This window comes from Rothia sp. ZJ932 (genome assembly GCF_016924835.1).
GTDB lineage: Bacteria > Actinomycetota > Actinomycetes > Actinomycetales > Micrococcaceae > Rothia.
Map to the genome: position 1 here is coordinate 1 of NZ_CP070480.1, position 14,077 is coordinate 14,077.

10 protein-coding genes, 2 tRNA genes and 1 rRNA gene are annotated in these 14,077 nt (G+C 53.0%); all 13 read left to right on the forward strand.

The window, feature by feature from the left end:
* Positions 1-372: 372 nt before the first annotated feature.
* On the forward strand, positions 373-2,043 hold the full coding sequence (dnaA, locus tag JR346_RS00005) for a chromosomal replication initiator protein DnaA (RefSeq protein WP_205482458.1): 1,671 nt from the start codon (positions 373-375) through the stop codon (positions 2,041-2,043).
* A gap of 471 nt (positions 2,044-2,514) precedes the next feature.
* Positions 2,515-3,645: a DNA polymerase III subunit beta gene (gene dnaN / locus JR346_RS00010; protein WP_204877769.1), complete on the forward strand. Its 1,131-nt coding sequence runs from the start codon at positions 2,515-2,517 to the stop codon at positions 3,643-3,645.
* A gap of 103 nt (positions 3,646-3,748) precedes the next feature.
* Positions 3,749-5,008, forward strand: a complete 1,260-nt coding sequence (gene recF, locus JR346_RS00015; RefSeq protein ID WP_204877768.1) for a DNA replication/repair protein RecF — start codon at positions 3,749-3,751, stop codon at positions 5,006-5,008.
* Positions 5,005-5,607 (forward strand): DUF721 domain-containing protein, encoded by a 603-nt coding sequence (locus tag JR346_RS00020; protein WP_240333960.1) that lies wholly within the window; start codon positions 5,005-5,007, stop codon positions 5,605-5,607. Before recF ends, JR346_RS00020 begins: the two co-directional genes overlap by 4 nt.
* 399 nt (positions 5,608-6,006) lie before the next feature.
* Positions 6,007-8,037, forward strand: coding sequence for a DNA topoisomerase (ATP-hydrolyzing) subunit B (gene gyrB, locus JR346_RS00025; RefSeq protein WP_204877767.1), 2,031 nt, complete (start codon positions 6,007-6,009; stop codon positions 8,035-8,037).
* An 80-nt stretch (positions 8,038-8,117) separates the two neighbouring features.
* Positions 8,118-10,778 carry a DNA gyrase subunit A gene (gyrA, locus tag JR346_RS00030; protein WP_205482459.1) on the forward strand — a complete coding sequence of 887 codons (2,661 nt, stop codon included), beginning with the start codon at positions 8,118-8,120 and terminating at the stop codon, positions 10,776-10,778.
* Positions 10,778-11,263 carry a DUF3566 domain-containing protein gene (locus tag JR346_RS00035; RefSeq protein ID WP_204877765.1) on the forward strand — a complete coding sequence of 162 codons (486 nt, stop codon included), beginning with the start codon at positions 10,778-10,780 and terminating at the stop codon, positions 11,261-11,263. The genes gyrA and JR346_RS00035 overlap by 1 nt, the downstream gene beginning before the upstream one ends.
* A 191-nt stretch (positions 11,264-11,454) precedes the next feature.
* Positions 11,455-11,528: transfer RNA gene (locus JR346_RS00040), tRNA-Ile, on the forward strand.
* A 25-nt stretch (positions 11,529-11,553) separates the two neighbouring features.
* Positions 11,554-11,673, forward strand: a complete 120-nt coding sequence (locus JR346_RS10325; RefSeq protein ID WP_239478981.1) for a DLW-39 family protein — start codon at positions 11,554-11,556, stop codon at positions 11,671-11,673.
* 23 nt (positions 11,674-11,696) lie between these two features.
* Positions 11,697-11,769, forward strand: a tRNA-Ala gene (locus JR346_RS00045).
* A 3-nt stretch (positions 11,770-11,772) separates the two neighbouring features.
* Positions 11,773-11,889 (forward strand): 5S ribosomal RNA (gene rrf / locus JR346_RS00050).
* Between the two features lie 229 nt (positions 11,890-12,118).
* A complete protein-coding gene (locus JR346_RS00055; protein ID WP_205482460.1) occupies positions 12,119-12,835 on the forward strand; it encodes an AAA family ATPase in 717 nt (238 codons plus the stop codon).
* Positions 12,836-13,190: 355 nt separating this feature from the next.
* Complete coding sequence (locus JR346_RS00060; protein ID WP_205482461.1) at positions 13,191-14,039, forward strand: hypothetical protein; 849 nt, start codon at positions 13,191-13,193, stop codon at positions 14,037-14,039.
* Positions 14,040-14,077 lie beyond the last annotated feature (38 nt).

The following is a 14,077-nucleotide window of genomic DNA, read 5'->3' on the forward strand; positions in this document are numbered from 1 at the left end:
TTTCTTGGTTTTAACACCGAGTAAATTGGGCACAGTCCTGTACACATACGACTGGACAACTCTAGAAGATTTTTGGTAGTGGGGTCAAGTTTAGGGAGTACTCGTTTTAATCACAGGCTGTATACACAGAGTCATCAACAGGTGTGGATATTTGTAATTTCACGTATGCTGGAAGGAAGTTATCCACAGGCAAGCTATCAACATCCACAAATGACAAGTTTTCGCGGATTTTTGCAGGCTTTGCTCACGGTATCCCCACGACTTACCCCAGGTAAATCACAAGTTTTCCACCCTGTGTATAGTTGTGTGGATATTCGGTGCGCTGCTTGTGGACTAGCCTCAAAAAGTTTTTCGAAGAATTAAAGGTGAGCCATGGTTGAGAACCTCGATGACGATCTGAAGCAGCGTTGGGCGCATGCGACCAGTTTGTTGCGTTCACACTCAGGAATCAGTCAGCGGTGGAAGGCGTTCGTGGGTTTAGCGCAACCCCAGGCACACATGGGCAACGTGTTGCTAATTGCTGTTCCTAACGAACTCACCCGCGATGTTTTTCAGAACCACATTAAAGCTGAGTTCAAGGACGCCTTAGATACAGCCTTTGGGGCAGGTACCTCCGAGGCTTTTGTGATCGATACCGGTCTTTCAACGGAGCCAATTACCCCCGCTCTCACCGCTGATACCGCAGCAACAGTGCCTACCCAGCAGGAACAGCCCCTCGAACCGGTGGCAGAGGTACAGCCCGAGCCTGCGATCCGCTCCAATGCTCAGGCGAAGCGAACCCTGCCCTCGCTCAAAGATTTAGAGGCAGAACAGGGTATGTCTTCGCCTAATTTTGCGGCGCAAACCCCGCATGTTGATTCTTCTGCCCTGGATGTTCCTTCATCAGATACACCGCAATCAGATGCCCCCCAGCACGAAGAGGCACCTCTCGCAGAACCCGCACCTGAACCAGCCGCGTCCGCACCGTCGGCAACCGGTGCGTCCACAGCCCAGTGGGAATCTTCAGCGCGTCTGAACCCCAAGTACACCTTCGATACTTTTGTCATCGGTCAGTCCAACCGTTTTGCTCACGCAGCAGCTTTCGCGGTATCAGAAACTCCCGCCATGGCATATAACCCACTCTTCATATACGGCGACTCGGGTCTGGGTAAAACCCACCTGTTGCACGCTATCGGTCACTACGCCAAGCACCTCTACCCCAGTCTGCGCGTACGCTACGTAAACTCTGAAGAATTTACCAACGATTTCATTAACTCCATTCGTGATGATGAGGGGTCATCTTTCAAGCAGATTTACCGCAACGTAGATATGCTCTTGATTGACGATATTCAGTTTCTCGCGGGCAAAGAGCACACGCAGGAAGAGTTCTTTCACACTTTCAATGCCCTGCACAACCACCAGAAGCAGGTGGTGATCACCTCGGATATGCCGCCGAAGCAGCTCACCGGTTTTGCTGAGCGCATGCGCTCGCGCTTTGAGTGGGGTTTGATTACCGATGTGCAGCCGCCAGAGCTTGAAACCCGCATTGCGATTTTGCGTAAGAAAGCTCAGAACGAGAATCTGAATGTTCCCGATGACGTGATGGAGTACATCGCCTCGAATATTTCCACCAATATTCGTGAGCTGGAGGGTGCGCTGATTCGCGTCACTGCCTTTGCATCGCTTAATAAGCAGGGTGTTGATCGGGCGCTGGCTGAGCTGGTGCTCAAGGATTTGATTACGGACGATGGTGCTTCTGAGATTACGGCATCGCAAGTTCTCACGGCTACAGCTACGTATTTTGATGTCACTCTCGATGATTTGAAGTCGAAGTCGCGTACTCGCACGCTGACGACGGCTCGGCAGATTGCTATGTATCTTTTGCGTGAGCTCACCGATATGTCATTGCCGCGTATTGGGCAAGAGCTGGGCGGACGCGATCACACCACCGTGATGCATGCAGATCGTAAGATTCGCACTCTGATGGCGGAGCGACGCACGATTTTTAATCAGGTGACCGATCTGACGAACCGCATTAAGCAGGAGCAGCGGACCCAGAAGTAGTGATGTGGCCCCTGTGGATAAGGTGTGCGTCCACAGGTCTTTAATGTGGACTACTCTTGAATATTTATTCAAAGAGTGTGGATGGCTCCCTATGTATAAATATCCATTCACAATGCATGCACAGTGATACTAAGTTTTCTCCACACACCATCAACAGGCATTTTCCGCGGATTCGCGGGCTCAGCTGGGATTTTCCACAGAATCCACAGGGGTTATTAACACTACGATTCCTTAAAGAAAAGGCCAAATAACAAATTCTGTGCTGCGCTACCTGGTTCATCGGGGGTGTAGGGATTGGATTTTTCGTAATTACATGATTCGGCTGTGACTGCTAGGGGTCGAGATAGAAATTTAGGTAATTACAAACTTTTCTGACCCCCTTAATCGGGTAGACTGAAACATCGAGCTTGCTGCTCTTGAAATAGATTCGTTGTTGTAGCCGGAAAGTTCACCGTGTAAGGGGTATTTGGCGTGAAGTTTGTTGTTGATCGCAGTGTATTGGCAGATGCTGTTAGCTGGACTGCCCGCTCCCTCTCCCCTCGTCCCCCAGTGCCTGTACTTTCGGGTCTGCTCATTAAGGCTGAAGACGGAGCAGTTTCTATTGCTAGCTTCGACTACGAGACCAGCGCCAAGCTCACCATCGAGGCTGAGGTTGAAACCGAAGGCACCACGCTGGTGTCGGGTCGTCTACTGGCTGATATTTCTCGTTCACTGCCTTCTTCAAGTACCGATGTAACCTTCGAGGTCGTAGACTCTAAAGTTCACCTGACCTGCGGAAACTCACGCTTTAATTTGGCTGCTATGCCCGTTGCCGATTACCCGGAGCTTCCCGCTCTTCCCAATATCTCGGGCACCATCGATGGTCACACCTTCGCACGCGCTGTCGCGCAGGTGGGCGTTGCCGCATCCAAAGATGACACCCTGCCCATTCTCACCGGCATCCGCATGGAAATTGAGGGCGACACCATCACCCTGCTTGCAACCGACCGTTATCGTCTGGCAATGCGTGAGCTGACCTGGTCACCGGAATCCAGCGACATTTCAACGGCTGTGCTTGTCAAGGCAAAAACCATGAGCGAAGTCGCCAAAACATTGGGTGCAGCCGGTGATCTGAACCTGGCACTCTCTGGTTCTCAAGAACTTATCGGCTTTGAATCAGGCTCACGCCGCACCACCAGCTTGCTGGTTGGCGGTGAATACCCCAAGATTCGCGCCCTGTTCCCTGAGAACACCCCCATTCACGCGGTAGTACGCACCCAGGATCTTCTCGAAGCCGTTCGTCGAGTCTCATTGGTTGCTGAACGCAACACCCCCGTTCGACTTGCCTTCACTGACAGTCAGCTAACCTTAGATGCAGGCACAGGCGAGGACGCGCAGGCTACCGAGCAGATTCATGCGCAGCTCACCGGTGAAGACATCACCGTGGCCTTCAATCCCTCCTACCTGTCAGAGGGTCTCAACGCTTTCGGCTCAGAGTTCGTACGTTTCTCCTTCACTACTCCCCCCAAGCCCGCTGTGCTCTCAGCACAGGAGGATCCGCTGGGTGAAGATTCTAAGGAATACCGTTACCTGCTCATGCCGGTACGCTTACCCAACCAGTAACCGCAACTTCGCTGTGATTGCCCACTTGCTTAGGCGAAATACCCCGGTAGTCTCCCACTGGGTATAAAGCGCAGCAACATCTTTGAAAGAGAGGGTACGTGCTATGTACATCGACCATATTTCGTTGATGAACTTTCGCACGTACCCTTTGCTGAACCTCGCCCTCACCCCCGGTGTTACCGTTTTTTTGGGTTCTAACGGGGTGGGCAAAACTAACATTTTAGAAGCGGTCGATTACACCGCCCAGCTTTCATCACACCGCGTGAGTAATGATTCCCCGTTGGTGAGGGTGGGCGCGGATCGCGCCTATATTCGCACCAGGGTGGTGCGCGGCGGGCAACAGACCATCATGGAATTCGAACTGGCACCGGGCAAAAGCAACCGTGTACGCATCAACCGGGCAGCTCCCGTCCGCGCTCGCGAAGCACTGGGCATTAACCACACGATTTTGTTTTCTCCTGAGGATCTGCAGCTAATCAAGGGGGAACCTGTCTACCGTCGTCGTTTCATTGATGATTTAGCGGTAGCCTTGCGACCTGCTGTCAATATATACCGCAGTGAGTATGAAAAGGTGTTGCGTCAGCGCAACTCCCTTTTGAAATCCATGCGCTCCCGCAGGGCTGATGTAACAGACCTCAATACATTACGTATTTGGAATGAACAGCTGGCGGACGCCGGTGCCCACTTGGTACAGGCGCGTCTGCGCGTCCTGGCTCTGCTATTGCCTCAGTTGCAGCGCGCTTATCGCGAGATGACCGACGGTGCTAAGACTGTGGAATTCACCTACGAATCGGTCGCCCTGCCCCCTGTGACCGCCACTGTCATAGATAGGGCAGCGCTCATGAGCGTAGAAGATCTCAAGCGCGCACTGCTGCAATCGCTGGGCGAAAAGCAGAAGGAAGAACTAGAACGCGGAGTGAGCCTTGTCGGGCCCCACCGTGATGAACTGATTTTAGAACTCGGTGGTATTCCGGCTCGTGGCTTCGCTTCCCACGGTGAAACCTGGTCTTATGCTCTGGCGCTGCGCCTTGCCTCTTGGTACGTGCATGTGAGTGACAACTCCTCCCCCGGTGCCTCCCCTATTCTCTTGCTCGATGATGTTTTTGCTGAACTCGATACCGCCCGCCGAACCCGCCTGGGTGAAATTGTTGCCGGTGCCGAGCAGGTACTGATTACCTGCGCCGTTGACACCGATATACCCGCTGCTCTGCGTGAAAATATGAGCTTGGTGCAGGTGGTTACCGGTGAGGCGCAGAAGGTGGACGCGCTCACTCCCTCCCCGCGGGCTGAGGCGCAACCTGCGCGTCCTGAGAACCAACACCGCGAACCGACAGATGAACACGAGGCTTCGGAGCGCCCATGAGCCAGCCGGTAGACCCGCATCGCTATGAAGATGAGGTCGATGCGCCCCATGCTTTGCTCAACAGATTGCGTATCAGCGCGACAGCTCGCGGAGAAGGACGTCTGAATAAGGCGGCGTCAAAGAAGCTGATCCGGGATTTTGGTGCGGCGATGAGTGCCACTCCGGGGTCTAAGCGCAAGCGATCTTTTTATGCCCATGATCCCCGCCTACTGGGGGGTTACTCGGGGCCCAGCAAGAGTGCTCGTGACCCCAAACCGCTCACCGAACTCATGGAAACCATGATCGCTTCGCGCGGGTGGAAGGAGCCTGTTGCAGTCTCTAGCGTTCTGGCACGCTGGGAACAGCTGGTGGGTGCCCACCTTGCCTCCTATGCGCGTCCTGTGAGCTTTAATGACTCCACGGTGGTGATTGAGTGTCAAACGACACCGCAGGCAGTGAACTTGCGCATGATGACTCATGAAATCCTCAAAGTGTTTGAGCGTGAGCTGGGGGCGGGGGTGGTGCAGAAAATCCAGGTATTTGGGCCTGAAACCCCCTCATGGAAGCGTGGACGCCGCGTTGCACCGGGTATGCGTGGGCCGCGAGATACCTACGGGTAGATGGCGTACGTGCCTGTATAGAGCGCGCTCGCGGTGCTCTGTGCATGGGACGGCAGAACCCTCGCGAGAGCCTCCGTGAGCCACCGCGAACATCCAAAGAAGAAAAAACAGCCGCCAGATGTGTTGAGGACTCAAAAGGTCTTGACCTACAGCTACGGGGGGTCAAGCCCTAAAAACCGCATTTACGGGCTTTTAAGCGGGACTTACCCCTTTCAATCCGGTAGAGTAAGAGGTAATCGTGCGCTCTGCGCGCCCTTCTCTTTCGAAGCTGAAAACGATCACGTTTAAGCGACTGCTCGGTACCTGAAATAACTGCTGGCAGTTGGCAGTTTTCAAGCAGTGTAGAAGTGGCTGTGAGTTTGGGGCGCCTTTCTAAGCACAAGGAGCCTGAGAAAAACAGTGGCAACTGAAGAAACACCGCGCGAATACGGCGCGAGTGACATTACCGTTCTTGAAGGTCTCGAAGCCGTTCGCAAGCGTCCGGGTATGTACATCGGCTCAACTACAGAGCGCGGTCTGCATCACCTGGTCTACGAAGTGGTCGATAACTCCGTTGATGAGGCGCTGGCAGGGTATGCCGATCGCATTGATGTCACCATTCAAAAAGACGGTGCGGTGCGCGTTAAAGACAACGGTCGCGGTATTCCTGTAGACGAACACCCTACCGAGCATAAGCCCACCGTTGAGGTCGTCATGACTATTCTGCACGCCGGCGGTAAGTTTGGCGGCGGCGGTTACGCTGTCTCCGGTGGTCTGCACGGTGTTGGTATTTCTGTGGTGAACGCGCTCTCAACGCGCGTGCTGACCGAGGTTCGCCGTCAGGGGTACTCCTGGAATATCTCCTTCAAAGACGGCGGTCACACTGACCAGCAGCTCATCCGCGGTGAGCCTACCGATGAAACCGGTACCACTCAGACTTTCTACCCCGATGCCTCAATTTTTGAGACCGTAGATTTCGATTTTGAAACCCTGCGTGCGCGTTTTCAACAGATGGCGTTCCTCAACAAGGGTCTTACCATTGCTCTTACTGATGAGCGTGAGCAGTTTGAAAAGGACGAGGTTGCTGGCGATGACGAAGCCGCTAAAGAAATTCCCCTGAACCAGGTGGGCGCAAGCGACGATGGGTACAAGACCGTTACCTACCTCTACGAAAACGGTTTGTTGGACTACGTGAAGTTCTTGAATGAGTCCAAGAATCTGACCGTGGTGAATGAAGAGGTTATCGACTTTGAGGGTGAAGATACCGAGCGTGTGATGACCCTTGAGGTCGCGATGCAGTGGACTTCTTCTTATAAAGAGTCGGTACACACTTACGCCAACACCATTAACACTCACGAGGGCGGTACCCATGAAGAGGGCTTCCGTACCGCACTGACCACCCTGATTAACCGTTACGCCCGCGAGAACAAGCTACTGCGTGAAAAGGACGATAACCTCACCGGTGAGGACGTTCGCGAGGGTCTGACCGCGGTTGTCTCGGTCAAGATTTCAGAACCTCAGTTTGAGGGTCAGACTAAGACCAAGCTGGGTAACTCTGAAGCGAAATCCTTTGTGCAGCGCGCCATGATGGATCACTTGGGTGACTGGTTTGAGCGTAACCCCAGCACTGCTAAAGAGATTATCCGCCGTGCTATTACCGCGTCCCAGGCTCGTATTGCTGCGCGTAAGGCACGCGAGACCACCCGCCGCAAGGGTCTGCTCGAATCAGGCTTTATGCCCGGTAAGCTCAAGGACTGCTCATCGAAAGAACCCAGCATCTCTGAAATCTTTATGGTGGAGGGTGACTCCGCGGGCGGTTCAGCGGTGCAGGGTCGAGACCCTGTAACCCAGGCGATTTTGCCCCTGCGCGGTAAGATCCTCAACGTTGAGCGCGCTCGCATTGACCGCGCCCTCTCCAACTCCGAAATTCAGTCGATGATTACCGCTTTCGGTACCGGCATTGGTGATGAGTTCGATATCGAAAAGGCGCGCTATCACAAGGTAATTTTGATGGCTGATGCTGACGTCGACGGTCAGCACATCACCACCTTGCTGCTGACCCTGCTCTTTAGGTTCATGCGTCCGCTTATTGAAGCTGGCTACGTGTACCTGGCACAGCCTCCGCTCTACCGTCTTAAGTGGTCGAACGCGCCACATGATTACGTGTATACGGACGCGCAGCGCGATGAGGCTTTGCGCGCCGGTCAGGCAAAGGGCTGGCGCCTGCCCAAGGATAACGGCATTCAGCGTTACAAGGGTCTGGGCGAGATGGACTACTCGGAGCTGTGGGAAACCACTATGGATCCCGAGAAGCGCACCCTGCTGCAGGTGACCATGACCGATGCTGCTGCCGCTGATCAGATTTTCTCTGTGCTGATGGGTGAAGACGTGGAGGCGCGTCGTGAGTTTATTCAGCAGAACGCTAAGGACATTCGATTCCTTGATATCTAAGGGTTTTTCGTGTGAAAAACCGGCTATATAGCTGATGAAGAATATTAGGTATTGAAGAAGAGAGACGTAAGGAATTGAACATGAGCGACGAAACTATTAACAGCTCAGAACCCTTTGAGGGCGTTGTCGTCAATGAAGAAGGCGCTATTGTTGCCGGACGTGTGGAGCAGGTCGACCTGCAGGGCGAGATACAGCGTTCTTACTTGGACTACGCCATGGCGGTTATTGTTGGGCGCGCACTGCCCGATGTTCGTGACGGTTTGAAGCCCGTACACCGCCGCGTTATTTACGCGATGTACGACGGTGGCTACCGTCCGGAGCGTTCTTTCAACAAGTGCGCTCGCGTGGTGGGGGACGTGATGGGGCAGTACCACCCGCACGGTGACTCGGCTATTTATGACACCCTGGTGCGTCTGATTCAGAGCTGGGTCATGCGTTACCCGCTGGCTTTGGGGCAGGGTAACTTCGGTTCACCGGGTAACGATGGGGCTGCGGCTCCCCGTTACACCGAAACTAAGATGGCTCCCATCGCCCTGGAAATGGTGCGCGATATCAACGAGGACACCGTTGATTTTCAGGATAACTACGACGGCAAGTCGCAGGAACCTACCGTTTTGCCTGCCCGTATTCCTAATCTCTTGGTGAATGGTTCATCGGGTATTGCTGTGGGTATGGCAACCAACATTCCGCCGCACAACTTGCGCGAGGTTGCCGACGGTGTGCAGTGGTTCTTGGAGAACCCCGAGGCTACCAACGAGGAGTTGCTTGAGGCTCTGATTGCCCGCATTAAGGGCCCGGACTTCCCCACTGGCGCAACTATTTTGGGTCATAAGGGTATTGAGGATGCCTACCGCACCGGTCGTGGTTCTATCACTATGCGCGCGGTGGTCAATGTTGAGGAAATCAAGGGTCGCACCTGCCTAGTGGTCACTGAACTGCCGTACCAGGCAAACCCCGATAACCTTGCTATCAAGATTGCTGAGCTTATTAAGGACGGCAAAATCGGCGGTATTGCTGATTTGCGCGATGAGACTTCTGGCCGTACCGGTCAGCGCCTGGTTATTGTGCTCAAGCGCGATGCTGTGGCGAAGGTGGTGCTGAACAATCTTTACAAGCACACCTCCTTGCAGGAGAACTTCTCTGCGAACATGCTGGCGATTGTGGACGGTGTGCCCCGCACACTGTCGCTCGATGCTTTCATCCGTCACTGGGTTAACCACCAGATGGAAGTTATTGTTCGCCGTACTAAGTACCGTTTGAAGCAGGCTGAAGAAGAGGCGCACATTTTGCGCGGTCTGCTTAAGGCATTAGATGCGCTCGATGAGGTTATTGCCCTGATTCGCCGCTCTCCCACTGCTGATGAAGCGCGTACCGGTTTGATGCAGCTGCTTGATATTGATGAGTCACAGGCTCAGGCTATTTTGAACATGCAGTTGCGCCGTCTGGCTGCTCTGGAGCGTCAGAAGATTCAGGATCGCCATGACGAGCTGATGCGCATGATCGACAAATATAACGCCATTATCGCTTCAGAGGATCGTCAACGTCAGATCATTTCTGAAGAGCTGGGCGATATCGTCAACCGTTACGGTGATGACCGTCGCACCAAGATTCTTATGGGTTATGACGGCGATATGTCGATGGAAGATTTGATTCCTGAAGAGGAAGTCGTGGTGACGATTACCCGCGGCGGTTACGTCAAGCGAACCCGTAGCGACCAGTACCGTAGCCAGCACCGCGGCGGTAAGGGCATCAAGGGCGCGTCTTTGCGCGGTGATGACGTGGTCGATCACTTCTTCGTGACTACCACGCACACCTGGATTCTCTTCTTCACTAACTTTGGCCGCGTTTACCGCACCAAGGCATACGAGTTACTGGAGGCAGGACGCGACGCGAAAGGTCAGCATATTGCTAACCTGTTAGCCTTCCAACCCAATGAAGAAATCGCTCAGGTGATGGAACTTTCCTCCTACGAGGATGCTCCTTACCTGGTGCTTGCCACTAAGAACGGTCTGATTAAAAAGACCAAGCTCTCTGACTACGACACCAACCGTACTGCTGGCGTTATCGCTATCAACCTGCGTGATGGTGATGAGTTGGTATCAGCAATGCTTGCCTCAGCTGAGGACGATCTGATGCTGATTTCCCGCAAGGGGCAGTCACTGCGTTTTACCGCCACCGATGAGGCACTGCGTCCGATGGGTCGAGCCACCTCCGGTGTAACCGGTATGAAGTTCCGCGATGATGATGAATTGCTCAGCGCCAATGTCGTTAGCGATGATTCCTTCGTCTTTGTTGTAACCGAGGGCGGCTACGCTAAGCGCACCCAGGTTGACCAGTATCGCGTTCAAGGACGCGGTGGCTTGGGCATCAAGGTTGCCAAACTCGCCGAAGATCGCGGCGATTTGGTGGGTGGTTTGATTGTTTCTGAGGACGATGAGGTACTGGTTGTCATGCAGGGCGGCAAGGTTGTTCGCACCGCAGTGTCAGAGGTTCCCGCGAAGGGGCGCGACACTATGGGCGTCATCTTCGCAAAGCCTTCAGTTGGCGATCAGATTGTGGGCGTGGCACGTAATCACGACCGCCAGCTTGAAGAGGAAGCTGAGGGTGAAGAGGGCGAAAACGGTGCTGAAAAAAACACCGCAGAAAACTCTGAGGTCGCAGAAAATGAAGTACCGTTAGATAATCAAACAGATGAAAACACCGCTGACGCGGTTGAACCTGCCCAGCACGGAGGTAACTAGTGAGCACCAACGCTTCAGCGCCTAAGAGCTCAAGCGCGCCGCGTAAGGGTGCTGCCCGACCGCAGCCCCGCCCCACCGCAACTCGAGGAAACAAACCGCTGGTACGCCCTGCCCCCCGGTCGAAGGTGCGCCGCGCTCGCCTGGTGGTTGCCAAGGTTGATACGTGGTCAGTTGCCAAGCTGATTTTCTTGCTTTCTGTTGCCCTGGGTATTGTGACTGTGGTTGCCACCGTTATTCTGTGGTTGGTTATGCAGACGACCGGTGCTTTTGATGGTTTGAATGAGCTTATTAGCTTGCTGGGTACTACCGGCAACAATATTCAGATTGATCAGATTCTTTCGCTGGGGCAGGTTGCTTTGTTTGCAACTATTATTTCGGTGTTCAACGTTGTCTTGCTGACTTTGTTGGGCGTTATTGCTGCCATGCTGTACAACGTAGCTGCCAAGCTCGTGGGCGGTATTGGCGTAACCCTCACCGACGACTAAACGTTACATTGGATTCAAGCTGTACAACCCGCGTCCTGGGCGTCTGAAAAGGTGTTCCGGGCGCGGGCTGTGTGCTTTACGGGTAGTGCTTACGCAACCCCTGGGGGGCTTGTGATGCATAACACCGCCTTTCGATTTGGCAAGAGGGTGAAACCTGTGTAGAGTTGTATTTCGTTCCGCTGCGGAATGGAGGGCGTATAGCTCAGGCGGTTAGAGCGCTTCGCTGATAACGAAGAGGTCCCAGGTTCAAGTCCTGGTACGCCCACTCTCCGAAAGCTCAAGGGGTCACGATGAAGAAACTGATAGTCATTGCTATGGCTGGTGCGGTAAGTTTCATTGCGGCTCGCAAGGTCAAGGAAAACCAAGAAGCGAAAGCTACTTGGAATGAATCAACTGATTCACTTAACTAAATAGAGATTCAGCTCTTTATTACGGGGGCGTGGCGCAATTGGTAGCGCACCTGCTTTGCAAGCAGGGGGTTAGGGGTTCGAGTCCCCTCGCCTCCACGTTTCGGTGATTATATCAAGAGGGAAACGCCCGGATCCATCCCGAACCCGGAAGCTAAGCCTCTTCGAGCCGATGGTACTGCACTCGGTAGGGTGTGGGAGAGTAGGTTATCGCCGAGCTAATTTTATAAAAAACCCAGTCACTGTGTGGCTGGGTTTTTTGTTTATGGGTGTTTGTCTCTAGAAGTGGCCTCGCGTTTTCGGAGAATAGGGAACCTATATGTCCTGCAACGACATATCTGCTCCTATCGCTATTCTTTTCTAAACGTGTTCGGCGAGAATACTGAACGCGTTTTTCTATTATCAGCTACCTGTCTCTGTTATATGAGGGTGAACGTAGTATGGACTTATGACTATTTCTACCCTCGCCTTGCGGTCTGTGTGCGCTGTTAACGGGGCGGACGCGCTCTCCCGCGACCGTTGGCCATTCACGGTGCCCAGTGTTCGGGCTGTGCTTGCTGAGGGGCTAGATTTCGCGCCGCTGACGGTCATCGTGGGTGAGAATGGGGCTGGCAAGTCTGTGCTGGTAGAAGCTCTGGCGGTTGTCTACGGCTTGCCTGTTGAGGGTGGCACGTCATGGGATCAGCGTGAGAGTGCCGAGGGTGAGTCTTTGCTGGCTCGGTGGCTGCAGCCGGTGCGGGGTGCGGCGAAATCCCGCGAGGGGTTGTTTTTTCGGGCTGAGACGGTTCACTCGTTGGTGAGTTATCGGGTGCGTGTTGGGTCTGACATGGCACCGCGTTATTTTAGGCAGTCCCACGGTGAGTCTGTTCTAGAGATGGTTGAGGCTGCTCGTTCTCGCGGTGGTTTGTGGATTTTTGATGAGCCCGAGTCGGGGCTTTCTTTTAACGGTCAGTTAAGGCTCATCGCCTTGATAATGGAACACCTTGAAGCGGGGCACCAGGTAATCCTGTGTACGCACTCGCCGCTGCTCATGCAGGTGCCGGGTGCGCGCGTCCTTGAGGTTGGTGGGTGTGGTATGCGCCCGGTGAATGTTGAAGATCTTGAAATGCTGATGCATTGGAAAACATTTCTGGACGCGCCGGGCAGGTATCTAAGGCACCTGTAGCGATGAAATAAATTTTCTGGAAGGTCTTGATTCTTTTTGTGATTCGAGTTACTTTTGTAGTGTCACTTCAATAGTGAAGTGACACTTGCATGAGCGAATCATGAAAGGGGAATCTCATGGCAATGAGTTCACCCCAAAAGATTGCGGTATCAATGGTGATAGGTGCTGGTCTGGTCGCAATGTTATCAACGCATGGTCATCTGCTGAAGTGTTCTACTTCAATAACAATGCGTCATATTCGTATCTTGGTAGAGCAAACGATGTCATCGATCATTTTGACCGGAGGTAGTTAATTATTGTTTCGAGGCACGTTTGCTGTTCTGACAAGTCTGTCTCACAAACAAGAGAGGTAAATATGAAGCGGATACTAACTGCTACTGCCTGTTTGGTACTGACTGCTTGTGGTGCAAACACCGGAGTGGGTGAGGTTCACCCCCAAACTCGAGAAATTATCAATAACTACAGCACTCCGAACCCAGATATTGAGGCAGCTTATAAACAGTTGGTTGAGCAATGCCTTATGCAACGAGGTGTTCCCCAAGCGCAAGGGCTTGAAAGTTCACAGCGCTCATCGCTTCTAGGGATTAGCGGAATATTTACCTCTGAAGATGCAGCCAGAGATGGCTACCCCGGCACTTACAAGGAATCTTCGTCACTCACTGCTGAACAGCAATCGGCTCTATACGGCTCGTCTCAGAGTCCAACTTCAGATATCACGTTGTCATCGGGCGTAGTAGTTAGCGTAAGAACAGACGGGTGCGTATCTGTTGCAGAGGAAAAAATTTATGGCTCATTAGAAAATGCTACCCGCTATAAAAACTTCATCAATGAGATGAAAACCGGTGAGCAAGAAGGAACAATTGAAGACATCTTTGACGCTGCTGGGAAAGAAACGAGTGCTTACAAGGCCTGCATTACAGATAAAACGGGATTCACTGCTGAAACACCTGAGCATCTAGCGCAACAGGTTGAAGAAAAACTTGGTCAGTATAGGTTGCCCGGCCAATCTCCTCATACAGAAGAACTAAATATTGCTGTGACCGACTACAAGTGTCAGCAATCTTCAAAGATTGTGGAAAAAACCAACAAGGAGTACCTCAAGCGCATCTCGCAATGGCTGAAGGAAAACGAAGAGATGGTGCTGAAAATTCGTGACATCGAAGAGGCTGCACAACAGAACGCTATAGATATCGTCAATTCGTAATACATCATCACGCTTACAAGGACGTAAGTAGAGGAAGA